This window comes from Paenibacillus solisilvae (assembly GCF_042656405.1).
In the GTDB taxonomy this organism is placed as follows: Bacteria; Bacillota; Bacilli; order Paenibacillales; family Paenibacillaceae; genus Paenibacillus_Z; species Paenibacillus_Z solisilvae.
The window spans coordinates 53,847-80,742 of the sequence record NZ_JBHSOW010000032.1 but is presented as its reverse complement, the minus strand read 5'-3'; the positions used below and the strand labels follow the sequence as shown (position 1 = coordinate 80,742).

At 51.7% G+C, this 26,896-nt stretch carries 21 protein-coding genes; 2 read left to right on the top strand and 19 right to left on the bottom strand.

All coding sequences use genetic code 11. From position 1 onward, the window contains the following. Positions 1 to 30: 30 nt before the first annotated feature. The 17 genes from ACFPYJ_RS09260 to gloA2 all read right to left on the bottom strand — a co-directional run bounded on the left by ACFPYJ_RS09260 (position 31) and on the right by gloA2 (position 20,150). Positions 31 to 363, bottom strand: a complete 333-nt coding sequence (locus ACFPYJ_RS09260; RefSeq protein WP_379187823.1) for a 4Fe-4S dicluster domain-containing protein — start codon at positions 361 to 363, stop codon at positions 31 to 33. Beyond that, entirely contained in the window at positions 360 to 1,967 is a 1,608-nt protein-coding gene (locus tag ACFPYJ_RS09255) for an FAD-dependent oxidoreductase (protein WP_379187822.1), read from the bottom strand. The genes ACFPYJ_RS09260 and ACFPYJ_RS09255 overlap by 4 nt, the downstream gene beginning before the upstream one ends. Before the next feature lie 281 nt (positions 1,968 to 2,248). Next, positions 2,249 to 3,694, bottom strand: coding sequence for a bifunctional 2-methylcitrate dehydratase/aconitate hydratase (locus tag ACFPYJ_RS09250; protein ID WP_379187821.1), 1,446 nt, complete (start codon positions 3,692 to 3,694; stop codon positions 2,249 to 2,251). 6 nt (positions 3,695 to 3,700) lie between these two features. Continuing rightward, positions 3,701 to 4,843 carry a bifunctional 2-methylcitrate synthase/citrate synthase gene (gene prpC, locus ACFPYJ_RS09245; RefSeq protein ID WP_379187820.1) on the bottom strand — a complete coding sequence of 381 codons (1,143 nt, stop codon included), beginning with the start codon at positions 4,841 to 4,843 and terminating at the stop codon, positions 3,701 to 3,703. A 52-nt stretch (positions 4,844 to 4,895) separates the two neighbouring features. Beyond that, positions 4,896 to 5,792 carry a methylisocitrate lyase gene (gene prpB / locus ACFPYJ_RS09240; RefSeq protein WP_379187819.1) on the bottom strand — a complete coding sequence of 299 codons (897 nt, stop codon included), beginning with the start codon at positions 5,790 to 5,792 and terminating at the stop codon, positions 4,896 to 4,898. A 25-nt stretch (positions 5,793 to 5,817) separates the two neighbouring features. Next, positions 5,818 to 6,954 (bottom strand): acyl-CoA dehydrogenase family protein, encoded by a 1,137-nt coding sequence (locus tag ACFPYJ_RS09235; RefSeq protein WP_379187818.1) that lies wholly within the window; start codon positions 6,952 to 6,954, stop codon positions 5,818 to 5,820. Between the two features lie 151 nt (positions 6,955 to 7,105). Further along, a complete protein-coding gene (locus tag ACFPYJ_RS09230; protein ID WP_379187817.1) occupies positions 7,106 to 7,972 on the bottom strand; it encodes a 3-hydroxybutyryl-CoA dehydrogenase in 867 nt (288 codons plus the stop codon). Between the two features lie 18 nt (positions 7,973 to 7,990). Continuing rightward, positions 7,991 to 9,175: an acetyl-CoA C-acetyltransferase gene (locus ACFPYJ_RS09225; protein WP_379187816.1), complete on the bottom strand. Its 1,185-nt coding sequence runs from the start codon at positions 9,173 to 9,175 to the stop codon at positions 7,991 to 7,993. A 77-nt stretch (positions 9,176 to 9,252) separates the two neighbouring features. Further along, a complete protein-coding gene (locus tag ACFPYJ_RS09220; RefSeq protein ID WP_379187815.1) occupies positions 9,253 to 10,377 on the bottom strand; it encodes an acyl-CoA dehydrogenase family protein in 1,125 nt (374 codons plus the stop codon). Positions 10,378 to 10,576: 199 nt separating this feature from the next. Next, positions 10,577 to 11,776: an MFS transporter gene (locus tag ACFPYJ_RS09215; RefSeq protein WP_379187814.1), complete on the bottom strand. Its 1,200-nt coding sequence runs from the start codon at positions 11,774 to 11,776 to the stop codon at positions 10,577 to 10,579. Between the two features lie 143 nt (positions 11,777 to 11,919). Further along, positions 11,920 to 13,419 carry a response regulator transcription factor gene (locus ACFPYJ_RS09210; protein ID WP_379187813.1) on the bottom strand — a complete coding sequence of 500 codons (1,500 nt, stop codon included), beginning with the start codon at positions 13,417 to 13,419 and terminating at the stop codon, positions 11,920 to 11,922. Further along, on the bottom strand, positions 13,416 to 15,146 hold the full coding sequence (locus ACFPYJ_RS09205; RefSeq protein WP_379187812.1) for a cache domain-containing sensor histidine kinase: 1,731 nt from the start codon (positions 15,144 to 15,146) through the stop codon (positions 13,416 to 13,418). Before ACFPYJ_RS09205 ends, ACFPYJ_RS09210 begins: the two co-directional genes overlap by 4 nt. Before the next feature lie 49 nt (positions 15,147 to 15,195). Beyond that, complete coding sequence (locus ACFPYJ_RS09200) at positions 15,196 to 16,014, bottom strand: carbohydrate ABC transporter permease (protein ID WP_379187811.1); 819 nt, start codon at positions 16,012 to 16,014, stop codon at positions 15,196 to 15,198. Beyond that, positions 16,011 to 16,892 (bottom strand): carbohydrate ABC transporter permease, encoded by an 882-nt coding sequence (locus tag ACFPYJ_RS09195; protein WP_379187946.1) that lies wholly within the window; start codon positions 16,890 to 16,892, stop codon positions 16,011 to 16,013. The genes ACFPYJ_RS09200 and ACFPYJ_RS09195 overlap by 4 nt, the downstream gene beginning before the upstream one ends. Positions 16,893 to 17,020: 128 nt before the next feature. Beyond that, the gene (locus ACFPYJ_RS09190; protein WP_379187810.1) at positions 17,021 to 18,364 is read right to left on the bottom strand and encodes an extracellular solute-binding protein; all 1,344 of its coding nucleotides are present in this window, start codon (positions 18,362 to 18,364) and stop codon (positions 17,021 to 17,023) included. Positions 18,365 to 18,666: 302 nt separating this feature from the next. Then, the gene (locus ACFPYJ_RS09185) at positions 18,667 to 19,593 is read right to left on the bottom strand and encodes an aldo/keto reductase (protein WP_379187809.1); all 927 of its coding nucleotides are present in this window, start codon (positions 19,591 to 19,593) and stop codon (positions 18,667 to 18,669) included. Between the two features lie 170 nt (positions 19,594 to 19,763). Continuing rightward, the gene (gene gloA2 / locus ACFPYJ_RS09180; protein ID WP_465263356.1) at positions 19,764 to 20,150 is read right to left on the bottom strand and encodes an SMU1112c/YaeR family gloxylase I-like metalloprotein; all 387 of its coding nucleotides are present in this window, start codon (positions 20,148 to 20,150) and stop codon (positions 19,764 to 19,766) included. Between the two features lie 274 nt (positions 20,151 to 20,424). On the opposite strand from gloA2, the gene ACFPYJ_RS09175 reads away from it, so the two are divergent. Continuing rightward, entirely contained in the window at positions 20,425 to 20,706 is a 282-nt protein-coding gene (locus ACFPYJ_RS09175; RefSeq protein ID WP_379187807.1) for an ArsR/SmtB family transcription factor, read from the top strand. A gap of 73 nt (positions 20,707 to 20,779) precedes the next feature. After that, entirely contained in the window at positions 20,780 to 21,982 is a 1,203-nt protein-coding gene (locus tag ACFPYJ_RS09170; RefSeq protein WP_379187806.1) for an MFS transporter, read from the top strand. Positions 21,983 to 22,910: 928 nt separating this feature from the next. Here ACFPYJ_RS09170 and ACFPYJ_RS09165 read toward each other — a convergent pair. Beyond that, a complete protein-coding gene (locus ACFPYJ_RS09165; protein WP_379187804.1) occupies positions 22,911 to 25,019 on the bottom strand; it encodes an acyltransferase family protein in 2,109 nt (702 codons plus the stop codon). Positions 25,020 to 25,294: 275 nt separating this feature from the next. Then, entirely contained in the window at positions 25,295 to 26,866 is a 1,572-nt protein-coding gene (gene pruA / locus ACFPYJ_RS09160; RefSeq protein ID WP_379187803.1) for an L-glutamate gamma-semialdehyde dehydrogenase, read from the bottom strand. Positions 26,867 to 26,896: the final 30 nt, after the last annotated feature.

Here is a 26,896-nt window from a genome sequence, read left to right as displayed (position 1 = left end):
ACATCTTCACGCATCTAATGGATCTATCCGCTAGAAGGGTGTCTTCGTCGACAGCTGATACATATATTCATGGCCGGCAACCGGTTTTCTGCCTGGGCCCCAGCCAACCTTCTCCCGATACCCGCCGAGAAGACCCTGCTCCGCGGCTGTCTCCTCACTTATATGAGTAAGCCCCTCTGCATCCGGGGCCACATAGAGCGCATCAACCGGACAATACAGCTCGCACATAAAGCAGGTTTGGCAATCGCTCTGCCTTGCTATAACTGGGATACCATTCTCCACCCGTTCAAATACATTGGTCGGGCACACGTTCACGCATTGATTACAAGAGACGCATTTCGCCCCGCTAAGCAGCTCAATCACAGAGAAACAGCCTCCTTCTGAACTTCCTCCGGCTTCACCCACACCTGATCCAGACCGCCGCTTAGTAGTCGATACCGCTGCTCCGTATCCTGCTGCGGGAAGTCCACTCGCTTATGCATGCCTCTGGTTTCCGTGCGGGCGAGCGCAGAGCTGTACATCCAGCGGGCAGTCGCAGTCATGGCCGCAGCCTCGCGGGCTTTGACCCCTTGAGGATTCAGCGTGACCGCCTGGCTCCGCAGATCATGCCAGAGATCATCAAGCCGTCCGATGGATGCCTGCAAGCCCGCTGCTGTCCGGAACAAGTTGCGGTCATATGGCGTAACTTCCTCCTGAACCGCGCGAATATGCTCCTCCGTCCTGGACGCCTTCAGCCCTCCCCCTGTTGTTACAAGCGGCGAGGAGGACAATCCTTTCAGATGGCGTGACTCCGGCTTGCTGCCTATGCTTTTGGCATATAACGAAGCCCCTTCACCGGCAAAAGATCCCGAAGACATGGCCCAAGCCGCGTTATGACTGCCGCCTCCCGTAAACCCGCCGCAGATAAGCTGGCGCGTCGCCGCATCACCAGCCGCGTATAGTCCCGGTACTTTGGCAGCGCAATTCTCATCTGTGATATGGATGCCGCCCGTCCCGCGAACCGTCCCTTCAAGGCGGAGGGTAATGGGGAACTTGTCTGTGAATGGGTTGATTCCGAGGCGGTCGAAGGGCAGGAAGAAATTCGTCTGGCCGGTTCGAAGCAAATGATGAATATCCGCAGGCGCTTGATCGAGCCTTGCATACACCTGCCGGCCGGCCAACAGGCTGCGGGCGATAACGGAACGGCCGCTCGTAGAGCCGGCTCCCTCCACAACCGAGCCATCCTCGTAATAGAAGCTTGCATAGCGGTAATATGCGGTTTTGGTAACCGAGGAGAAGGTAGGCGAGATGGCGTAGGCATTGGAGAACTCCATGCCTGACAGTTCTGCACCCGCTTCAGCGGCGAGCAAATATCCATCTCCCGTCAGCACGTTGCAGCCAAGGGCTTTACTGAGGAAGGCACAGCCGCCGGAGGCAATAATGACCGCGGATGCACGGACCGTCCAGGTGCCCCCGGCCTGTGTACGAACACCGGCTGCACCGCCAACGCCATGCTCATCGGCAAGAAGCTCCAGCGCCGGGCTGTGATCCAGAACGAGAACGCCGGATTTCTGGACAAGCCTGCGCATGAGCTTCATATATTCAGGACCCTGCAGCCCTTTCCGATATTGCGTGCCGTTATCATCCAGCGGAAACGGATACCCCCACTGTCCAATCTTGTTCATATTCTCATAGGTCCGGTCGAGTACACGGTCCATCCATTGATGTTCCGCCAGTCGGCCGCCTAAGCCGTATCTGCTCTGCTTAGCCTCCTCGCGGAGCTGCCCATCCGGCTTTACATACCAGACCCCTGTGCCCGAAGGAGCCGTCGCTCCGCTTGATCCGCAGTACCCTTTGTCCACCAATACAACCTTGGAACCTTTAGAGGCGGCCGTAATGGCTGCCCATGTCCCTGCAGGGCCTCCGCCAATGACAAGTACATCCGCATCCAGCTCCAGATCAAATGCTTGTAAGCTTCGCTGACTCATTATTCATTCCCTCCTCAATCGTTTGTCCGGTAAACGCAAAGAGGCACCCTCGTGTGAGAATGCCTCCGCCATGAACGGTCGACCTGACCTGTGAAATTTGTCTGTACGCTCCAATCGTTCAATAACAAAAAAAGACCCCTGAACGAAATCCATCCAGAAGCCTCCACTTGCATGGTCGACCAGCCGCCTTCAACAAGTGAATAATCACCTAATATCCGAGCGGTTAACTTTGTATATTAAGATTACAGTATTTCCATTAACGCTGTCAATAGATCCGGCAGCTAGATAATAAACAAATCCATAAATTCATGAACAGGCATCGTTTCCAGCACCTGCTGATCCCGGCAGATTCCCAGGATAGTTTGCGTATGCCTTGCAGGGAACCGTGTGGCCAGATTCATTTCGAATTTCTTCACCAGAAGCGGTATGCCTTCCTGCCGTCTTCTTCGGTGGCCGATCGGATATTCCGTGACGATCTTCGCCGTCGAGCTTCCATCCTTGAACGCAATCTGAATCGCATTGGTAATCGAACGTTTGCCCGGGTCCAGATAATCCTTGGTGTAGAGAGGATCTTCCCGGACAATCATCTTATGGCGGAGCGCATCGATACGAGGATCGGCAGCCGTTGAATCTTCATAATGATCCGCGCTCAAGCAGCCATGAAGCAGACCGATCGCAACCATATACTGCAAGCAGTGATCGCGGTCGGCGGGGTTATGAAGCGGTCCTCTTTTATCAATAATCCGAATTGCAGACTCATGTGTCGTAATGGTAATGGCAGCAATATCGTCTAACCGATTTACGAGCGAAGGATGAAGCTGAAACGCTCCTTCCACTGCGGTTTGAGCGTGAAATTCAGCGGGAAAGGCGATTTTGAACAATACATTTTCCATGACGTAGGAGCCGTAAGGACGTTGGAAGCAAAAAGCATTCCCGCCATACAGCACATCATAGAACCCCCAGCCCTTGGCGGTTAGAGCAGAGGGATACCCCATTTCCCCCTTCATGACCATCAAGGACAGGCGCACGGCACGGCTTGCCGCATCCCCTGCCGCCCATGATTTGCGGGAGCCGGTATTGGGCGCATGACGATAAGTCCGAAGAGCATGGCCATCTATCCAGGCATGGGATAAAGCATCTACGACTGCTTCCCTCGTTCCGCCAAGCAAAGCCGTCACTACCGCTGTCGAGGCTGCCTTGACCAGAATGACATGGTCGAGCCCCACCCGGTTGAAGCTGTTCTCCAGTGCCAGGACGCCTTGAATTTCATGCGCCTTAATCATGGCGGTCAGCACATCGCGCATCCGTAAAGGGGCTTTGCCGGCAGCTGCATTTCTCCGGCTGAGATAGTCGGCAGCCGCGAGAATGGCCGCCAAATTATCCGAAGGATGACCCCATTCCGCAGCAAGCCAGGTATCGTTATAGTCCAGCCAGCGGTTCATACATCCGATGTTGAAAGCAGCTGTCACCGGATCAAGCCGGTAGCTCGTGCCCGGAACCCGCACACCGCCGCTCTGCATCTCCGCTCCCGGCACGAGCGGGCCGAGAAGCTTCGTGCATTCCGGATAACGCAATGCCAGTATACCGCTTCCTATCGTATCCATTAAGCAGTAGCGGGCTGTCTCGTACGCTTCCGCACTGTCAATGACATAGTCGATGACATAATCCGCAATATCAACAAGCACCTGGTCAGGCCCGGGTCTTTCATTACCGGTCAGCTCTCCCAAACCAAGTCACCTCGATTCTTCAGTTGGCGGTCTGCGTCTGTCCACGGACGCCCAAGTTAATTGATCCGGTCCGGTATAGGCGGCAATGGGGCGAATGATCCGATTGTTGCTGCGCTGCTCCATAATATGAGCCGTCCATCCCGCCGTTCTGGCAAGGACAAAGACCGGGGTAAACAGACAAGTCGGAATGCCCATGAAATGATAAGCTGCCGCGCTGTAGAAATCCAGATTCGGAAACAAGTTTTTCTCGCGCCTCATGACCTGCTCGATCCGCTCTGATAGGGCATACAGATGGCCGTCATCGGCCAAGGCCGACAGCTGCTGCGCCAAGCCCTTAATAATGTCAGAGCGCGGGTCAGACACCGTGTATACCCGATGCCCGAACCCCATGATCAGCTGCTTCTCCGCGAGCATCTGCAGGATACCGGCTTCCGCTTCATCCGGTGTCTGGAACTTCGTAATCAGCTCCATCACCGCTTCATTCGCCCCGCCGTGAAGGTTGCCCCTGAGCGTGCCAATGCCTGTCGTGATGCAGGAATAGTAGTTCGACATCGTTGAGGCTGTTACCCGGGAGGCAAACGTGGAGGCGTTGAATTCATGCTCGGCATAAAGGGTCAGCGAAACATCGAAAGCCTTCACCGCCAGTTCCTCTGGGGGACTCCCATGCAGCAGATGGAGAAAATGGCCCGCCAGGCTCTCATCCGGCGTTTCCGTCTGCACCCGTAACCCGTTATGGTGGTAATAGTACCAATACAGCAGCATCGGACCGGTAAGCGCAAGCAGCCGGTCGGCAATATCGCCGGCTGTCCGCTCTTCGTTCTCCGGCTCCAGCGTACCAAGTACGGAGCAGCCTGCAAGAAGCACTTCCATGGGATGAGCATGGGCCGGCAGAAGCTCCAGCAGATTGGCCAGCTCGTTTGGTAATTTCCTAGACGATATTAGCTTTTGTTTATAATCAGCCAGCTGCTGCTCATCCGGAAGCTCCCCGTGTATGAGTAAATAGGCCGTTTCCTCGAAGGTGCCCTGCAGAGCCAGATCATGAATGGAGTATCCCCTGTAGGTGAGGCCTTTGCCGTTCTTCCCTACCGTGCTGATCGCGGTTTGCCCTGCTTCTATGCCGGCCAAGCCGCCAGGCTTCTTCACTGTCATGCATATCCCTCCTTGACTGCTGTGGAATTTGGGCTGTCTAGATCATTCACGGCTAATCTCCGGAACCGCCATCACTGCTGAACAGCTGATCCAGCTTATTCTCATACTCGTAATAGCCCAGAATCCGGTACAGCTGTTCCCTCGTTTGCATCAGGTTCAGCACACTAGCTTGTGTTCCCTCCTTGCGAATGGCAAGGTACACCTGAAGAGCAGCTGCATTCATTGCACGAAAAGCCGATAAGGGATACAAGGCCAGCCGAATGCCTGCTTCCGCAAGCTCGCTTGTCGTGAACAGCGGCGTTCTCCCAAACTCGGTCATATTCGCAAGCACCGGAGCATCCACCTCAGCGATGAATGTCCGGTACTGCTCCAGCGAGGCAGCAGCTTCGAGAAAAATCATATCCGCCCCCGCTTCCACATAAGCTTGCGCCCGTTCGATTGTCGCTTCCATCCCCTCCTCTGCAAGAGCATCCGTGCGCGCCATAATTACAAACGACTCCTCATATCTGGCATCAACGCTGCTCTTAATCCGGTCCACCATCTCCGACTTGCCTACAAGCTCCTTATTCGGTCTATGCCCGCATCTCTTCATGGCAATTTGATCCTCGATATGCATACCGGCGGCGCCTGCGCGTATAAGCTCACGAACGGTTCTGGCGATATTAAAAGCCGCTCCAAATCCCGTGTCCGCATCAACCAGCAGCGGCAATTGCACAGCACCTCCGATGCGGCGCACCTCCTCAACGACATCATTTTGTGTCGTGATGCCAAGGTCCGGCAGACCGAAGGAGGCATTAGCTACCCCTGCACCGGAGAGATACAGCGCTCGGAACCCCGCCTCCTGCGCCAGCATCGCAGCATAGGCATGAATGACACCGGCTACCTGCAGCGGCTTCTCCTGCTGCAGCGCCTCACGAAGCAGTTCCCCCGGCATAGATCTGTGAGCCATCGTTTATCGCCTCCCATCACCCCTATTAACGCTTCAGCAGCTCATTCGAAATGACGATGCGGTGAATTTCATTCGTGCCTTCATAAATCTGCGTCACCTTCGCATCCCGAAAATACCGTTCAACCGGATGCTCATCCTGCAGACCATGCAGGCCTAGCCGCTGCAGCACCCTTGAGGTCACGGTCATGGCTGTATCGCTGGCGAACAGTTTCGCCATCGAGGCTTCTTTCTTGCAAGGAAGCCCGTTCTGGTACAAATAAGCCGCCCGATACACGAGCAAATGAGCAGCCTCAACCTGCGCAGCCAGTTCAATCAGACTAGGATCCCGCAGAGGCGTTCTTGGTCTTGCACGTGATTGCCGCTCTATCTCCCAGCGCTCCGCCTCCGCAAGCGCCGCCTTGGCAATGCCAAGCGCCTGTGCGCCGATGCCGATTCGTCCTCCGGTGAGCGCGGATTTGGCGATCATAAACCCCTGCCCTTCCTGCCCGAGCCGCTGCGCTGCCGGCACCCGCATATTCTCAAAAATCAGCTCGCAGGTATTGGAGCCATGAAGGCCCATCTTCTTCTCTTTCTTCCCGACCCGCAGACCCGGGGTGTTTTTTTCCACGATAAAAGCGGTAATCCCATCGATCGAGCCCTCGGATTTCACAACGGCAAAGACAATATAGACACCGGCCTCGCCGGCGCTCGTGATGAACATTTTCGAACCGTTCAGTATATATTCATCACCGCTGCGAATCGCAGAGGTTCGAATGCTCGCGGCATCCGAACCGGCATGGGACTCTGTTAATGCAAATGCACCGAGCAGCTCTCCCGTCGCAAGCTTAGGGAGGAAACGGCTCTTCTGCTCCTTTGTTCCATGATGGACGATAGGCAGTGATGCAACAGACAGATGCACAGACAAGATCACGCCGACCGCCGCACTCACCTTGGCAATCTCTTCAATGGCAATGATATAGGAGGCAATGTCGGCTCCCGCGCCTCTGTATTCCTTGGGTATCGACAGCCCCATTAACCCCTCCTGACCCATTGCCTTCAAGAGCTCCCTTGGGAAAGCATCCTTCTCTTCCATATCCGCAACAGCGCTTGCGACGGAACCAGCCGCAAACTCCCGCACCCTCCGCCTAAGAAGCTCCTGTTCCTCCGTAAACTGCAGCCTCAAACTCACTCAACTCCTACGTCATATCTTGAAAAGGAAACGGCTGATCCGTCCTTTGAAGGCGATGTAGAGTTCTTCCCGCTAATCTATAGAGAAGGATATACGAGCATGTATATGTTCTTACAGGCAGGAAGAACCGGCTGACGAGATAGATTCAGTTATTCTGCGGGTACCTATAAAATCCGCGTCCCGCTTTGCGGCCGAGCCAACCGGCATGCACGTAATTGCGAAGGAGCGGGCAAGGACGATATTTGGAATCGCCGAACCCTTCCTGCAGAGTCTCCATAATGGCCAAGCAGGTGTCCAGTCCAATCAAATCAGCGAGCGCGAGCGGCCCCATAGGATGATTCATCCCAAGCTTCATCACTTGATCAATGGCTTCCGGCGCGGCAACCCCTTCGTAAACGGCATAAACCGCCTCGTTAATCATCGGCATCAGAATACGGTTAGACACGAAGCCCGGGTAATCATTCACTTCCACCGGCGTCTTTCCCATCCGCTGCACGAGTCTTGTCACCGCTTCACACACCTCATCGGATGTCCGAAGGCCTCTAATGAGCTCGACCAGCTTCATGACCGGAACCGGATTCATGAAATGCAGCCCGACAATCCGCTCGGGCCGGCGGGTTGCAGCTGCGAGTTCCGTCACTGAAAGCGAGGAGGTATTCGTTGCCAGAATCGTTTCGGCTGCGCAAACCGTATCCAGCTCACGGAATAATGATTGTTTGACCGCGATGTTCTCTGTTACCGCTTCAATGACAAGATCCGCCTTACCGGCTGACTCAAGCTTGACGCAGCCCTTAATGCGGGACAGAATTTCTTCCCTCTGCTCCTCCGTTATACGGCTCTTTGCCACACTTCCGGCCAAATGATCACCGATGGATCGAAGCGCCTTTTGTATCCGTTCCTCCTCGACATCGTAGAGCTGCACTTCACAGCCTGCTTGTGCCGCCACCTGCGCAATTCCGCTCCCCATCTGACCGCTGCCCGCGACCAGAATGCTGCGGATCTCCGAGCTCATTGCACCACCCCCAATCATTTAGCCATCCACCCTTATAAGCACGGCATCTCCTTGTCCCCCGCCGCTGCAAATTGCGGCAATGCCATATCCGCCGCCGCGGTGCCTGAGCCCATTGATTAAAGTCAGCACGATCCTGGCTCCGCTGGCTCCAATCGGATGCCCAAGTGCAATAGCTCCTCCATGAATATTGACCTTGTTTTCATCCCATCCGGCTATTAAGCCGCTCGCCAGCACAACCACTGCAAACGCCTCGTTGACTTCAAATAAATCAATACGCTGCATATCCATACCGCTCTGCTGCAGCAGCTTCTGAATGACAAGTGCCGGTGTAATAGGGAAATTTCTCGCTTCCACACTGACTGCAGCATGAGCAAGAATCAAAGCATGCGGCGCAGAGCTGCCTGGCACAGCTCTATCCTTCCTCATAACCACGAGTGCAGCCGCTCCGTCATTGATGCCCGGTGCATTCCCGGCCGTTATCGTACCCGCTCCGTTAAACACCAAAGGCAAGCCGGCCAGCTTTGCGGCATCCGTGTCAGGCCTTGGCGCTTCATCGGTTTCTACAGTCAATGACATCCCGGATTTAGTCACAACAGCAGCAGGTACGATCTCATCGTGAAAGAAGCCGCTTCGAATCGATTCAACCGCCCGCTGCTGACTTCTTAAGGCCCAATTATCCTGAGCCTGCCTGCTTACCCCATACTCAGCAGCGATCTGATTGGCGTAATCGCCCATATGCATAGGGTCAAACGCACAATGCAGACCATCACGATGCAGCAGATCAACGATCTTCCCATCACCCAATCGAAGCCCTTGGCGGGCGTGGCTCAGCATATGCGGTGCTTGGCTCATGCTTTCCATTCCACCCGCAACGATAACCCCGGCATCACCGGCTCTTATCACTTGAGAGGCCATTGTCAGACTGCGCAGCCCTGATGCGCATACCTTATTCACCGTCTCTGCAGGCACCTGCCAATCGAGTCCGCCTGATCTGGCTGCTTGGCGGGCGGGATTTTGGCCTGCTCCAGCCTGAAGCGCCATGCCCATCATGACCTCATCCACCTCTGAATGATGCACATTCGCCCTGTGCAGAGCCCCTCCAATTGCGATGCCGCCCAGATCAGCAGCCGTTTTATCTTTCCACACCCCGCCGAACTTGCCGAATGCTGTCCGGGCGCCTCCGACAATGACAACCTCATCCATGGCGCTCCTCCTCCTTCGTTCATTGTTCAGCTGCCTGCCGCATGCTTCCGATTCCGTCCGCTTGTCTTGCCGCGTGCTCACCGTCTTCTTACACTTCCGAGCCCGCCCGCCAGCTGTACGGCCTTCGCATCACGCAGATACCGCTCAACCGGATAATCCTTCGTATATCCATAGCCTCCAAAGATCTGAATGGCCTGGATGGCTGACTTCACAGCCGCATCAGCCGCATAATGCAAAGCCCTTACCGCCCGGTCCTCATCCGCGAGCCCTTCATCCTCGCGCCATGCAGCCTGATAAGCAAGCAGCTTGGAGGCTTCCGCTGCCATGTGCATATCCGCCAGAGCAAAGGCGATTGCCTGATGTCTTGCAATCGGCTTGCCGAACTGATTACGCTCCTGTGCATAGACCAACGCTGATGCTGACGCTCCATTAACAATTCCGGCAGCGATGGCCGCCAGCCCATATCGAACGCGAACCTCCGCCATTCGGGCAATGGCCCCCCCCTGTCCTTCCCGTCCGATACGCTGGGCTCTTACCAGCCTGCATTGTTCAAACTTCAAGTGGGCCATGCCGCTTGAACGAAGCCCCAGTTTGCGCGCGGCCGGAATAATCTCCAGACCCGCGCTTCCTTTCTCCACCAGGAAGACATGATATCGCTTGCGCCTGTTTGCTCCTTTCTCCTCGCCCATTAATGCGTAGACCACAAACACATCTGCCTCTGTTCCTCCAAAGACATACTTCTGCAGCCCTTCAAGCACGTATCCATCGCCATCTGCCCAAGCAATGACACCAACACGAAGTGATGAGCGTTCTCCCAGCATCTGAGGCAGCATACCCGCCCCAAGCAGCTGACCTTCCGCCAATTTGCGCCAATATCGCAGCTTCAGCTCCCGCTGTCCAAAGCGGTAGATCGGCCATGCCGCCAAACAAACATGAGACCACAACGCAGCTGCCATCGATGCATTAACGATAGACAGCTCTTCCAGCACAATGGTCAAGCTGAGAAAACCTGCACCGGAGCCGCCTTCCGATTCCGGCCATGGCAATCCCGTAAAGCCGAGCTCCGCCATCCGGTCATAGACAGGGCGGTCGAATCGCTCTGATTCATCCAAGCTGCCGGCTTGCTGCCTGATTTCCCGCTCAGCGAAGCGGGCCGCCATTTCTCTGATCATCTCCTGCTCTTCCGTGAATCCGAACTTCACCCGCTGGCCACCTCCTGGAACAACAGAGAACTGCCGCTTCTATTACATCTTATTGAAGAAATAACGGATTCATGTTGAATGACACCCTTATAAAATAAACAGCCCCGTCCATGTTTATGGACGGGGCTGTACGTAATCATCAACTAACTTCTAGGTTTTTCATTGTTTTTCCTGATAAATTGAACCGCATTTCATGAACCTAATGCTCAGTCATCACCATAGCCTTCTGAAGCCGCTTCGTGCGGAATAACACCGCAGAGAGCACCAGGGAGCAGCCATTAATAATGAATATCCAGCGGATCGGGACCCAGCTGCCGAGCAGCCCTCCAATAATCGGCCCTGCCATCGTCGCCATCTGGGAAGCTGACTGGTTCAAGCTGAACGCCCTCCCGCGGAAATCCGGTTCAGTGGCTTGTACAATCATCGCGCTAATGGATGGAAAGACAGCCGCGAAGAATAATCCATAGCTGAAGCGCAGAATACCGAAGCCGATGTAATCCGTTACGAAGAACTGCAGCAAATTGCCGATCCCCCCGCCGATGAGCCCGATAAATAACACTTTTTTGTATCCGATGCGTCTGCCCCATTTGCCCCACCGCGGTGCCATAATGACGGTAGCGATACCTACGGCCGAGAAAATAATCCCGGAGCTAAGCGATGCGCTGCTCTTGGCTACTCCCATTTTCAGCACATATACCGTAATAAGCGGCTCCAGAATCATAACAGAGAAGTTGGCGATGAAGACCATGAACAGCAGCGTAAATAAGGGCCGGTTCGCAACGGCCTGCTTCAAGTCATCGAGCACATGAGAACGCGATGCTGAGCGGTTGAAGTTCTCCTCCCTGGCGAAGAAGGTCGCGATCAAGGCCGAGATCAGAACAACCGCACTCGAGAATAGAAAAGCGTCCCGGTTCCCGAAATAGTGGCTTACAACGCCGCCGATAAGCGGGCCGATAATACTTCCCGTCGCCCCGGCTGTCGACATGATCCCAAGCGCATAGCCTGTCTTATCCTCGGGCGTGTTCGTTGCCACAAGCGCGATGGCCGCTGGAACGAACCCGGCCAGCAGGCCTTGAAACACGCGAATAATGAGAAATACGTACGGATCATGCACAAAATAATTAATGAGATACAGCACCGCCAAGCTGAAGCCGGATCGGATCAGCATCGGTTTGCGGCCGTACTTGTCAGCCAGGGAGCCCCAATACGGGGATATTAAAGCGCTTGCCAAAAACGTGATGCCGAAGGCGAAACCCGACCATGTCTCCAAATGCTGTTCAACACCAAGCTCCGTGTTCAAGAAAATCGGCAGAAAGGGAATAGAGATAGAATAAGCCGTACTGCAAAAGAAAACGCCGATCCAGAGCACAACTAAATTACGTTCCCATGAGAATTTCATTCGCGTCACGTCCTTTCACCCGGGAAACTTTCTTTTATTCTACTCCTATTTTTCGAAAATCTCTAATCCAATTGCAATTTGCAAGCATCCGAATGAGTAAATACAGCAAAAAGACCGAGTGCGGCAATCACTCGGCCCTGGTTTCAAGTCTTGCTCATTTTCCGGTAATCGGATGGATATCGCTCGAACGCTTCCGTAAACAGCTTGGTGAAATGCCGTGTGCTGAAGTAACCGACTTCCTCGGCAATTTGCTTAATCTGCAGATTCGTATTCAGCAGCATTTCGCCTGCTTTGTTCATCCGGATGCGTGTCAAATACTTGATGAAGGTAACTCCCGTTTTCTTATGGAACACCGTACTCAGGTAGTTCGAGGATACGTTCAGCAGAGCGGCAATTTGTGCAATTCCGATATCATTCTTATAGTGCATATCGATATATTGAATCACCTGCTGAGCCAGATCAGTCGGAGGATTATCCCTGTTCGATTGCTCTCTCAGCAGCCTTTCGCCATACTGGCGAAGCTCCCGCACGACTCCCGGACCCGTGCTATGCGCCGTCAGGTCAATATCAAGCGAATGAAGAATAAATAGATGAAGGGCGCATCTGCTCTCCCGGTATGCAAGTAAGCTTGACTGCGTCAGCAGCTGCTCCAGCTCATTCAAGCTGTTCTGATAGCCTAGATACATCCGGTCTTGAATATGCTGCTGGGCTGCGGAGACCAGCAGGCCGACGGCCAGCTTCTCCGGCTTCTGAGCTTCCTGCTTGACTGCTTCGTACATCACCCGTCCGCCGATCCCGCATACCGTTCGAAGCCCCTTCCACTGCTGCAGCTGAAGAAGCCTGTCATTCATTTCTTTAAATCCAGCCGTTTCCTCCGTCTCATAGACGGTAATTATCGCCTTATGCACCGGAAACTGCCCTGCAAGCTCCGCTATCCGGTCGAAGAAACCATGAACCTGCTGTCTGCCTTCCCCATTTCTCTCGGGGTCCCAGGCGCCAACCACCGTTAATTCCCCGCTTGGAAGGTTGTATAACGCCATATTGATCCCATAGATGAGATGATTGTGGATCGTGTGATGGATCTGCTTATAGAACTCATTGGGTGCGGGCCCATTCCGCTCTTCGGAATGCGGGGCGTCGAATAGAATGACGGCTCCTATGAAGCCGGTATGATGAATGATGCCTTCCGTATCCCTCTGCTCAATCGAAATCAGCCCATTGCTGAGCGCTGACAGATGATTGCAATATTGCTGATTGTGCAAAATCATAAGCTCTTTATTATCCCTGTACGTATCAAAGAGCGCGCTCTCCAGATCCGCTGCGCTGACCGGCTTGAGCATATACTGTGATACGCCCAGCTTTAGCGCTTCCTGTGCATATTGAAAATCGGAATACCCGCTTAACACGATCCATTTGGTTAGCGGTGATTTGGTTCTGCCGAGGCGTATCGCATCAAGCCCATTCATCTTGGGCATGCGGATATCTACGATGGCCACATTGGGCTGATGCTCAGCCAGCAGATCCATCAACTCCTCGCCGTTGCTCGATTCGCCAACGATCTGCCAAGGAGCCTCCATCTCATTTATCATGCTTCTTAATGTGTATCGAACCAGACTCTCATCATCTGCAATGACCAGCTTCATGCCCGCTCCACATCCTTTAACGGAATTTGTATGGTGACGCGGGTTCCCATTCCGGGCGCAGCATCCAGCTTCAGCGCCGCGTTCTCATAAGCAAGCTGCAAGCGCTCCCTCACATTGCTCATGCCAACGCCGCTTCGTCCGGATTCAAGCTCAAACCCGACACCATCATCTGAGATTTGAATAATCAGGAACTCCTTCGCTCCTTCATCTTGCGTCTGATAGACCTTGATGGATAACCGGCAGCGTTCACCGCTGGGTTCAATCCCATGAATGACGGCATTCTCTACAATCGGCTGAAGCAATAATTTAGGAATGACAATATTCAATACTTCGGGCTGCGACCCAATATCGACTTCCATTTTATCGGTAAATCTCATCTGCTGAAGCTCGCAGTATTTCTTTATGAAATCGAGCTCTTCCCCAAGCTGTACACGGTCATTCTTCTCCAGCGTGTAGCGCAGCAGACCGCTTAAGGAAAGTATCGAATGTTCAAGCAGCGTGCTCTGTCCGGACCGGTTCAATCCGATGAAGCCGTTCAAGGTATTGTATAGGAAATGCGGCTGAATCTGCGACTGCAGCGCGCGATACTCCGCATTTCTCTGGCCAAGGACCGCCCGGAATTCACGGTCAATCAGCTCCCCTAAGGTGGCAATCATCGTGTTGAGATGAGAACCGAGCTGCGCAATCTCATCAGAGCCTTTAACCGGGTACGACGCATGAAGATCGCCGCGCTGGACACGTCTCATCGTCTGCACCATCCGCTTGAACGGCGTCACCATCCAATGTGAGACAGTCGTATACAGAATGATTGCAACTACTATACCGCCGACTGCAAGCCAAATAGCCACCATATAGATGCGGTCAAGCTGGGCTTTTACGACCGACTCCGGGAATAACACGAATATCCGCCAGTTGGATTGGATAATCGTTTGACTGACGACCGAATAGCGCTCATCGACGGATTGGACCGTTAACAGGTTTTGCGCCAACTGGCTTTTCACGCTGCTCACCAAAGGGCTGCTGGAGTAGATAAGTTTGCCATTATCGTCCAGAATAGCGGCAACGGCCCCCTTGCTGAGCCTGATGCTTTTCATAATTTGATCAATTGCGACGGTATCCGCATCTGCCATAATAACCCCCAGCGGCCTTTGTGAATCAGGATCTTTAATGAGTCTGGCAACGGAAAACACCTGCGCCCTCGCGCCATCCAGATAGTCTTGATCATGAATGCTGATGAAAGCCACGCGCCCGTCAGCCTTTAGCGCCTGAATATACCAATCCTGTGTTGCGAATGAATAGTGCTTGACCGCATCGGTAGAGGCGCTTTGGGAAGTGACATACACAGAACCGTCCATCGGAAGGAGAATCGTGCCGAGAATTTCTTTACGTGTATTTTTCAATGCTTTTGGCAGCGTGGTCGAGAGTGTCTGTCCCGCTTCATACTGCTCGAACGGGGTCAGCAGCTGCCAGCCGTAGGTGGATTTCGATTTGAGCGCACGCATAACGTCGTCATTCAGATAAGGGGTAATCGTCATCCTGTCCAGATCATCCAGATAGGTTTCGATATTGGAGGTAATCGCAGCTAAAGTCCCCGCCATAAGCGAGGACTGCTGTTCTTTAATAAGCTTGAGATAATAGGTCGGTAATTCTGCGACAATAATGACGATCGGAAAAACAATAGTAAGCAGGAAAAGCAGCGTCAATCGAACTCGTATGGATTGTCTCAATGAAAGGCTCCTTTATCGCAAGTCTTTCTATTTCATCACCTCTCTATTGTCAACCTTTTACCGCGCCGGATGCAAGTCCTGATATAAAGTAACGCTGCAGGAACAAGTATACGAGAATCATCGGCAGCGCACCCATCAGGGAACCGGCTGCTACCCAGCCGACGTTGCTCGTGGAGGTTCCGAAGAAGCTGGCAAGCGCTACTGTAATCGTCCTTGTATACGGCCGCTGCAGGAAGAAAATCGAGAACTGATAATCATTCCATACCGCAACGCTGGAGAGAATGACGACCGTCGCCGTAATCGGCTTCAGCAGCGGCAGCAGGATGCGGTAGAACAAAGCAAACCGCCCTGCGCCGTCAATCATTGCCGCTTCGTCAAGCTCCCGGGGAATGGTGCTGATAAACCCGGTGTACAGGAAAATCGTCAGCGGCAGCTGGAACGTAATATGCAGCAGAATGATCCCCCAATATTGATTCATGCCGCCGATATCTACCATGAATTTGTACAGCGGCACCAGGATCGTAAGCGGCGGAACGATTAAGGCGGATACAAAGACGGTATAGATGAATTTGTTCCAGCGCGTCTGAAACCGGGATAACGGATACGCCGCAATGGATCCTACCAATATAATCAGAGCTACGGAGATGACCGTGACGATAATATTGCTTCTGAATGCGAGAGTGAGATTCGCTTCACGCCAGGCATTGGTGAAGTTATCCAAGTACAGATAACCCGGGAATACCCATTTCGAGCTTAGATCATCCGCTGCCTTGAACGAGGTCGTAAGCAGGATGTAGAACGGCAGAATATGAAGCAGACAGATCAATAAAGATAAGCCCACCAGCCAAAGCTTCTTCTTGCTTCTCATGAATGGACCTCCCTTCTTCTAAGCAGGAACAGCGCGAAAATGCTGACAATCGAAATCATGACGAACATGAGAATTCCGATCGTTGCCGCATAGCCTGCATCCTCCCGGCCGAAGTACAGCAGATACATAATGGATGACATGGACGCAGACGCATAGCCGGGTCCGCTGTTCGTCATCGCCACGATGACGTCAAACAGCTTCAGGCCGCCGATCAGATTCAGTGTCATACTGACGGTGAAGGAAGGCGCAAGCAAAGGCCATGTAATATGAATAAATCGTTGGAAGGAGCTGGCACCGTCAATGGTTGCCGCTTCATAATAGTCTTTAGGAATGGATTGCAGACCGGCCAGGAAGAGCACCATCGCAATACCCAGATACTGATACGTATTAACAAAGGTAATCAGCCAAGAGTTCACATTCTTGTCCCCGAGCAGGTTTGAGGGTTCATCTTGAAATAGAAGCAGAATATCGTTTATCGCTCCGCCATCGTATTGAAAGAAGAAATACCAGATATAACCCATAATTAAGGAACTGATAATCACCGGCATATAAATGACTGTCCGTGTCAGTCCGCGTGTACGAATGCTCATATTCAGAAAGAGTGCGTACGCCAGACCAATCAGGTTCTGGAAGAAAGAGCTGCCTATTCCATAAATCAGCGTGTTCTTAATGACTCGGCCCATATCAGGATCTTCCATCATACGTTTGTAATTGGACCAACCAATCCACTTGTAGTCCTGGTTATATCCATTCCAGTTCGTAAATGAGATCTGAATGCCCTTAATAAACGGATAAAAGATAAATACAACAAACAGAATGAGCGCAGGTACATACAGCAGATTCAACAAAACACCGCTCTGCGCCCACCGCTTGAAGATGGATTTTCCCGGATTAGATCCGGCGGCTTGCAGCAAAGTAGTTTCCGATTTCACGATTGCTCACTCCTCCTTTGCACGTTCTTTCAGGAAAAGGGAGGGCTTGCACCCTCCCTGACTCCCTTGAATTTTTATTGATTGCGCAGACGGTCGTATTCCTGCTTCATTTTGTCGGCAAATTGTTCAGGCGTTACGTCGCCGGCGATCAATGCCGTACCTGTTTTGCACATGACATCCCACATGCCGTTAGGCAGATATACGCGGTCAAAGTAAGGGAATACGCGAATATCCTTGAATTGATCATAGAATTTGGAGAATTCATGCTCGGATGGAACACCTTTAAGACCTGCCGGAAGCTTCGTTGCATTGGCAATTGTCGTCATGTTCTCTGTTTTCGCGAAGAAAGCAATCAGCTTCTTGGATGCTTCCAGATGCTTGCCGTCTTTCCAAGCCCCCATCGTGTAGCGCTCTCCGCCTGAGAATGTTTGCGTATCGCCGTCCACCATCGTAGTCAGCGGCATGATGCCGATTTTGGTATCCTTGTTCACTTTGTACACATCATCCGCGAAGGAAGGCGCGCCGAACACGAAAGCAACCTTATCCTGTGCGAACCGCTGCGGCATATCGGTATATTTGGCAGTCAGAACGTCTTTGTTGATTAGCCCTTTCTTCTGCATATCCAGCAGCTTCTGAGCCAGCGCCGTCCATTTCTTCCAATCGAAGGAGCCATCGAGCAGAGTTGCCGCGTCATTCGTCGCCGGGCTGATATATTGCGAGGTTGCGTAGAGATCCAGGAAGCCGCCGATCATACCGTTATCAATACCGGACAAGAAGAATGGCGTCACTTCGCCTTTACTCTCCGTTTTAATTTTCTCTGCAGCTGCCATCAGCTCATTAAATGTAGTCGGAGGCGCAATTCCATATTTCTCGAGAATGCCGGCATTATACGAAATACCGTCCTTCGCCTCACTCATAACGAGGGCATAAACCTTGCCTGCTTTATCCGTTACAACGGGCTTAATGGTATCCGTCTGATTAGCTGCCCAAGGCTCGTCTTTAAGATCAGCCAAGTATTTGCCGTATCGGATAATGGCCCAGCCATGCGTGTCAAATACGTCCGGCAGATCGTTTGCTGCCATTTTGACCTTCAGAATGTTCTCATATTCCGCACCCGGAAATTGAAATTCTACCGTAATGTCGGGATTTTCCTTCGTGAAAGCATCGGAAATGGATTTCATCATTTCCTGGTTTTTAGGCTCCGTAATCGTGCTGTACACCGTTAAACGGATCTTCTCGCCGCCGGAGTCGGTCTTGGCCTGATCTGTATTGTCATCCTTAGTTGCTGTGTCGGTTGTACCCTGGTTTGTATTGTTCGCTGTGTTGGTGGAGTTTTCTCCCGAACGCGAAGAACAGCCTGCGAGCGTCATCGAGAAAATAAGTACGAGTGCCATGATGCTAAACCATGTCTTTCTCATTCCGAAAAACCTCCCAATTATACTTTTGTATGGACAGCTAGCTTATTTCCATGCAGCAATCATAGCATGAATGACAGCGCTTACACATGTAGCAAATCTACGAATCATGCGCTATTTTTCCTTTTCCTGTACTTAGAGGTAAGTTTCTCTGGCTTTTTCATATGCAAAAAAGCAGCCACAAACGCTCTTTCACGTTCATGGCTGCCCTCGGCTATCATGAATTAACCTTGCAGCACCTGCTTAATAAAGGCGGTTACTTTGAAGCCCGATCGGCCCAAAACGCGGTAATCCATTGAGGCACCTTACCCCTCTTTTCGATAATAGGTTGAACTTGGACCTTGTCCTGATTGAAGAAGACGTCTCTTCGCTTCCTCATAAATATCAGCAGGCAGCGGTCCCTTCTGTGCGATACGCACATTGTCGAATAAGTGCTCCGGCTTCATCGTGCCCACGATCGTCGTATTCAGATGAGGATGGCTCAGCGTGAAGCGCAGCAGGAATGTCGTGCGGCTCTCGCCTTCGTCCAGCAGTTCATCCAGCTCGGCGTTCTCCCAATGCACCCACTTATTTTCTTCGCCAAGACCGACCCCCGGCTCTCCGCGTCCGACTCCGCCGCGGATAATCGTTCCCGCTCCTGCTTTTGCCGCTTCTGTAATGATATCCTCGTGATTGCGTTCGAGCGCGGAATACGGAATTTGAAAACTATCAAATGCTCCGGATTCAATATAACTCGTTATATGAGGCATTGTGGATGAAATTCCGATATACCGGGCTTTCCCTGTTGCCTGGATTTCTTTAAGCACCTCGATGAGTCCGCCTTCTTCCGTCTGAATCACGGTCGGATTATGCAGCTGCAGGAGATCGACGTAATCCGTCTTCAATCTGCGCAAGCTCTCATCGATATTGTGTAGCAGATTTTCTTTGGTCCAGACATGCGGCGTTTCATCGTGATCACCCGCGTGAACGATGGTACAGCCGCATTTGGTTCCCAGAATATATTCGCTGCGGCGATGACTGATGAATCGCCCTATGTATTCCTCGCTTAATCCATAATCATAGGAGGTATCGATGAAATTAATGCCTGCATCCAGCACGGCATTCAGGATGCGATCCGCATCGGAATCAGCCAAAGGCCGGCCATTCCATACGCGCGGTCCCCGGATTTCCATCGCTCCAAACCCTAGGCGGGTTACTTCCAATCCTGTTCGTCCCAGCAGATTCTTTTCCATAATCCTATCATCCTCCAATTCTTCAAACAGCTCACAAACGAATAAGCCCGTCCATAATTGGTATGCCTGATTTGCAAGGGGTGAACGGCCTGCATACCGCTATTATAGGGGATAGGCCGAGGAGAAGGTAGTAGTGAAAAAATCTATATCAAGTTACTTTTACAGGCAGATTATTTCTCATAAAGCTCAATTGGCAGCCCGTCCGGGTCTTGAAAAAAGGTATATGCCTTTCCTGTAATCGGATCGATGCGAACCGGCTCGACCTGAACGCCTTTTGCTTGAACCTCAATAACCGACGCTTCAACATCGTCCACTTCAAAAGCCAAATGCCGAAGGCCTCTTGCTTCCGGATTATTGATTCTAGCAGGAGGGTTTGGAAATGAGAACAGTTCAATTTGGTATTCGCCTCCCACGGCCAAATCCAATTTGTACGAGTCTCTCTCCTCGCGGTAAATCTCATTCAGAACGGTCAATCCGAGCACCCGAACATAGAAATCCTTGGATACTTCATAATTGGAACAAATAACGGCAACATGATGAATTCGATTCAGCTTCAACATAGGTCCTCCTTCAGCTCATCTCGTGGATTACAGTGCTTCACTTGGCTGTTTTTGAAGTAAAGCAGCCCTGATGACTATCATAAATCTCTATCGAATGGAATTCAATTTATGGTGCGGATGCCCCTTGCCCCTTGGGACTTGTGATCGTCTTCGCAGCCGGATTTAAAAATCATTTTTTTCGAATAAACCCATTTACAAATGACCGCCGGTTATGCTATCTTTGTTTCTATAGATTTAGAAATAACGAAATTCCTAAGGTGGTGAGGGAATCTTGGTCGAAGACAACGAGGATGTCAAACAAGCGGTGAAAGTATACAAAGCACTCGGAGAACCGACCCGAATTAAAATTGCAATGCTGCTTACTGATGAAAGAAATCTCTGTTGTTCCGACATCGGCAGCAAGCTCGAATCGGTCGCCGGCTCAACATTATCTCATCATTTGAAACAGCTGACCGATTGCGGACTACTTAATCTGCGCAAGGACGGCACCTTTATTTACTACAGCGTCAACAGAGAAATGGCGCAAAAATACGCTCCGTATTTACTGGAATAAATTTTTTTTGATGAATATTTCAATAGATTTAGAAATATAAAAGCAGTGGGATAGAGAAAAGGAGTTGGAGAACTTGTCTAATGCTTGGAAGATTTATATGCTGGCTGTCGTCAGCTTTCTCGTTGGAACGTCGGAATTTATTATTGCAGGTATTTTAGATAAAGTCTCAGCTGATATCGGTGTATCGGTATCTGCAGCCGGGCAGCTTATCACCGTATTTTCACTCGCTTATGCGTTTGGCACCCCTTTCCTAATGGCCGCCACGGCCAAGATGGAGCGAAGAAAGCTTCTGCTTTATTCACTTGCTGTGTTCGTAGTCGGCAACGGCATCGCTGTTGCTTTTCCTGGATTCGGGTTTCTGATCGGATCCAGAATCATCTTGGCTCTCAGCACCGGCGTATTCGTCGTGACTGCGTTAACGGTTGCTGCTAAGCTGGCTCCGCCAGAGAAACAAGGAAGTGCTATCGCTACGCTTGTTATGGGATTTAGCACGGCACTTATCATTGGTGTTCCAATCGGCAGGCTTGCCGCTTCCATCTATGATTGGAAAATGATTTTCGGCGGTATCGGCCTGCTGGGGCTTGTTGCGATATTCCTCATCTCCTTCACTATCCCGAAAACGGATGGCGAGGAGCCAGTGCCGCTGCGTAATCAGCTTGCGCTGCTGAAAAATCCGAAAATCGTCGTCGCTCTTATGATTACCTTCTTCTGGATCGCCGGATATGCGATCACCTATACCTATATTTCGCCATTTCTGCTAACCATAACAGGTATGAGTGAAAAAGGAGTAAGCGCCGGGCTGTTCGCCTTCGGTATCGCCAGCCTAATTGGCTCCAAGCTTGGCGGCTTCAGCACAGATAAATGGGGCGTTTCCCGTACGCTGGTTGGCGGCATGCTGCTTCATGCGATCGCATTAATCCTGCTTTCACTTGCAGCCCATTCACCTGCTCTGGTGCTCCCTTTGCTTATGCTGTGGTCGTTCTCAGCCTGGTCATCAGGCCCGACCCAGCAGTATCATCTAATTACGCTTGCGCCTGAAGCCTCCAGCATCATGCTTAGCTTGAACAGCTCCGTCCTGCAGCTCGCTATGGCTGCGGGCGCCGGTATCGGCGGAGTCATCGTGGAGCAGGCATCACTGACCTCCATCAGCTGGATCGGTGCAGCAGGTGTTGCTGTAGCCGCGGGTACAGCCGCAGCATCCTTCGGCTACTTCCGCATCGGATCCGCGTCACGCAAGAAGCTGGAAGAAGCGCGTATGCGCAAAGCCGGAGCTTAATCCATTTACCTTCATATTTTCATGACATACATTTAATATCCCGATAATCATTCCATCCTATTATTATTGAAAGGAGGTGTATGAATATGTATTACGAAGAAGACCGCGTGCCATTCGACGAGAAGGATGAAGAAACGAAAACCAAAACTTCCGGCTCCGAAAAAGAAGATAATAAAGCTGTTGTCTAATGGACAGCTGCTTATTATTCATCCATTCACACCTTCAACGCATACGTTGAGTCCATATAGCATCAAACCGTTAACTCACACCAAGAAGCTTAGTGGCTGAATAAGTCTCTAATTTATGATAACAACCTCGAAACTCTATTAACAAACGGGTTTCGGGGTTGTTTTGTTTTACAATTCGAAGGCTTGCCGCCTCTATACTATAAAATGGCAGAAGCCGATTAAACGGCGGATAACTTTCGGGCACACACGAGAGCGGATGCCGGCCAGACAACAAGTGGATGCTTACGCACGCACCGCACTCACCTTACTCAGCTTCCTCTCCCACCTCACCGAACCTTAACCTCACCCTACTCCCCTTTCTACCCAAGTTCATGCAGCATCATCCTCGCCGATCTTGGATGAAACCGTATACTGGATTCCATACAGTCTAGAGATAAATATTGGATGGGAGCGATCTCTATACTGGATTCCATACAGCTATATCTACTCCAGAAGGCTCAAAATTGCTAAATTTGGAATTTTAACTGGATTTATCCACTATAGCCCTTACTTTGAATCGAAAAAGCCCCAAATAACTGGATTTATCCACTATAGCTAGGATCCCAATGATCGCAGCACCTAGAAAATAAGAAGCAGCTCTGAAGTCGTATTGAACACGACTCACAAGCTGCTCCTTTTGTTTGTTCTGGGTTTAGATTGAATACGGCTGCTATCTGCTCCTTTTGTTTGTTCTCGGTTTATTAACCGATGGCTTTGGCTAAGAGATCCGCATAGAATTGCGCGCCAGCTTTTTTCAAATGAACGCCGTCTTTCGCGAAATACTCTTTATGTCCCGAGCTGGCCGAATACCAGTCAACGAGTACGATATTATTCTGATCCTCGACTGCATTTTCAAGCATCTCATTCACATTATCCTGCCAATTACGCGGAACCCTTGTGTTGACGAGGAGGATCCGGCGGTCCTTTCCGATGGCTGCAAGCAGTTTATTCAGCTGTTTGCTTGTGAAGGATCCGTTTGTACCCAGCTCCACAATAACAGTGGCGCCCAGCTTGCGCTTCTTCTTGAGTTCTTCAATAACAGCTGCCGCTTGAGAAAGCTGTCGCCCCACTTTGCCATCTATCACGATACCTGGGACGAGCTTACCCAGATAAGGCTCCACATCTAACATAACGGAATCTCCGATTCCTGTTATGCTACCCTTGGATACTGCCGGTTTCCCGGGCTCCTTCACTTTATCTTTATCTATTGAAGGTTTTGTGCTTCCACTGCTGCTTGAGCCGTTAGCGGTATTATCCGTGCCAGGCTGATCCGTGATCGGTTTTTCCGGCGATGAGCTGGAATTCGCTTCCGTATCCGTCGGTTCGGAAATTTCAAGCTCATTCCCAGACGGCTTTGTCACTTCCGGAACTTCCGGCTCTGTCACACTCGGATCTGTCCCATTCGGCTTTGTTCCATTCGGCTTTGTTCCATTCGGATCTGTCCCTTCCGAATCTGTCACACTCGGCTTTGTTGCCGCCGGTTCTGTCCCTTCCGGCTGCCGATCCAAATCCGCCGAACTGTTATCCTTGCCGGAATCATCCGACTTCTGAGATTGGGCCGTATCGGCCGAAGCTTGAACGGAATTGTCCTTCAGCAGCTTTCCCTCATTTGAACAGGATACACAAGAGATAATGAGCACACCGGTACACGCGAGCATCGTAAATTGACTTACATGCAGCTTGGGTGCATGTGCGTTACGCTTGAACGGGGCGAAAAGCCGACCAAATGCGCCGTTACGAATGGGCTCCTCGACGAACCTCCAGGATAGCTCTGCAATAAGAATAGTCAGTACGACTTGAATCATGGCTCTGACAGGGTGAAATTCACCAGCTTCAGCCATCGGTGTTGTCAATACAATAACGGGATAATGATACAGATAAATGCCGTATGAACGAACACCGAACCATTGCAATGGCTTGCTGCCGATAAGCCTGGCGAGCCGGCTTGCAGGATGAGCCATTGCCGCGACCACCATTGCCGCTGCGATAGCGAGCAGCACCATGCCGCCGCGATACAGGAAGGAATCATATTCGCCTGTTTTGCCAATCATAAGCAGAACAACGATCAATCCAGCCGTTCCAACTGCATCTAAGGTTATGCGTCCGCGGGAGGATATCCGATTAACGGACAGTTTCCAGCTCGGCCATACGACAGCCAGCGCGGCACCAATAAGTAGAGCAAACGCCCTTGTGTCCGTTCCATAATAGACCCTGCTTGGATCTGTGCCTGGTTCGTAGAGGACAGCCATCAGTCCTGCCGATACGGATGCCGCACCGATCATCCATAGCGCCAATTTGCCCCGCTGAGGGAATATCCGAAGAGCCGCAATCAGCAGTAACGGCCACACGAGATAAAATTGCTCTTCCACTGCAAGCGACCATAAATGTCCGAATGGCGACGGCGGTCCGAAGCTTTCGAAATAAGAAACATGATGGAAGATCAAATACCAATTACTCGTATAGAGCAGCGCTGAGCCGATATCCCCCTTTAACGAAACAAGTCGGGCCGTATCGCTGATAAGCAGCCATAAGGAAACGACTGTGATCATAATCATCATCGCCGGAAGCAGCCGACGTGCGCGGCGCACCCAGAAGGTCCGCAAATCAAGCCGTTTATGCTGACTTTGCTGCTTCAGCAGGATGTCGGTAATTAAGTAGCCGGAGAGAACGAAGAATATCCCGACGCCGAGCAGTCCTCCTGGTACTGATTTGAGACCCAAATGATAGGCGATAACCGCGAACACTGCGATCGCCCGCAAGCCATCCAATCCAGGCATGTAGCGACTGCTGTTGTTTAAAGGCTTAGGCATCTTGCATTCTCCTTCCCGATGGGGCTATTCCCCCTCTTGATGTCCGTTTAATGTTGTTTTCTTCTAATCAAAATTATAGAGCGGCGCAAGGGTTGATGTCGTTACAGAAGAGTTACAGATCGGTATCAAACCGGCGTCATTCGCTGCAGCCTTTTTATCCCTCTCCTGCTGAAGATTACAGCACCGTATGCGCAACAAAAAAACGCCCCGAAGGGCGCTTGGTATACCACATGGAAGGGCTGCGGATCATACAATCCTTCCCGGGTGACGAAAGATTAGGATTGCTTGCGCGAGCTGAGCTTCGCCTGTGTGAATAAGAGCAGGTAATCATGCCCGCCCGCTTTGGAATCCGTGCCCGACATATTGAATCCGCCGAAAGGATGGACACCGACAAGCGCTCCCGTACATTTCCGGTTGATGTACAAATTGCCGCAATGCATCTCTTCCAGCGCATAAGCAATCTGATCCTCGTCCTGCGAGAAGAAAGAGCCTGTCAGGCCGAACTCGGTATCATTAAATTGTGCAATCGCATCTTGGTAATCGGCGGCTTTGCCAATCGCCAGCACAGGGCCGAATATCTCCTCCTGCATAATTCGCGCTTTGCAATCTACATCAACAAACACTGTAGGCTGGATATAATAGCCGTTTCCTTCCGCTTTTGCCCCTCCTGCTATCAAGCGCCCTTCGCCTTTGCCGATCTCGATGTAGTCCAGGATCTTATTGTATGCTCCTAAATCAGAGACGGGCCCTGCCTGAAAATTCTTCTCCGGAAGACCGATTGACAGCTGCTGCGTCAGCTCCCGAACCCGGTCCACGACCTGATCATAGACAGCAGCTGCGACAAAAGCCCGCGAACCCGCGGAACATTTCTGGCCTTGAAAGCCAAAAGCAGATACCACGATCGCCTTGGCTGCTTCTTCTACATTCGCAGTTTCGTCCACGACGATCCCGTCCTTGCCGCCCATCTCAGCAATAACCCGCTTAATCCAGATCTGACCTTCGGCCGTCTTGGCAGCCAGCTCATTAATTCGAAGCCCTACCTCTTTGGAGCCTGTGAAGCTGATAAACCGGGTTTGCGGATGAGAAGTCAGGTAATCCCCGATCTCCGAACCGCTCCCTGGAACGAAGTTGATGACCCCTGCCGGCAGCCCAACCTCCTCCATAAGCTCCACGAACTTATGCGCGATAACGGGAGTCACTGAAGCCGGCTTCAGCAATACCGTATTCCCGCAGACGATGGCAGCCGCAGTCATGCCCACGCAGATCGCAAGCGGGAAATTCCATGGCGGAATTGTGATCCCTACCCCAAGAGGAATGTAATCCAGTCGGTTATTCTCCCCGGCCAGCTTCGTCAGGGGACGATGAAGATTCGTCTCGCTCAGCCTGATCATTTCTCTTGCGTAATACTCCAAGAAATCAATCGCTTCCGCTGTATCTGCGTCGGCCTCGCCCCAGTTCTTGCCGGCTTCATAAACCATAAACGCAGAGAATTCATGCTTCCGCTCGCGCATCAGCTTTGCCGCTTTGAAAAGGTATTCCGCCCGCTCAACCGCCGGAACCTTCTTCCAGCTATTGAAAGCAAGAAGTGCCGCTTGCATCGCTTTCTCAGCCAGGTCTTGTGTTGCTTTACTGACCCGGCCTACAACCTCATCCAGATCCCCGGGATTAATCGATACGATTTTATCCTCCGTCATCACCTTCACCGCGCCAATCCATAATGGATAATCTCGGCCGAGCTCGCCCTTGACTTTGCGCAGCGCCGCTTCCATCTCCTGCTTATTCACTTCTGCCGAAAAATCTGTAAACGGCTCATTCTGGAATGCAGCTGCCGATTGTTTGGTTGTCATTTTGGTGACCTCCTCAACGTTTTACGACTC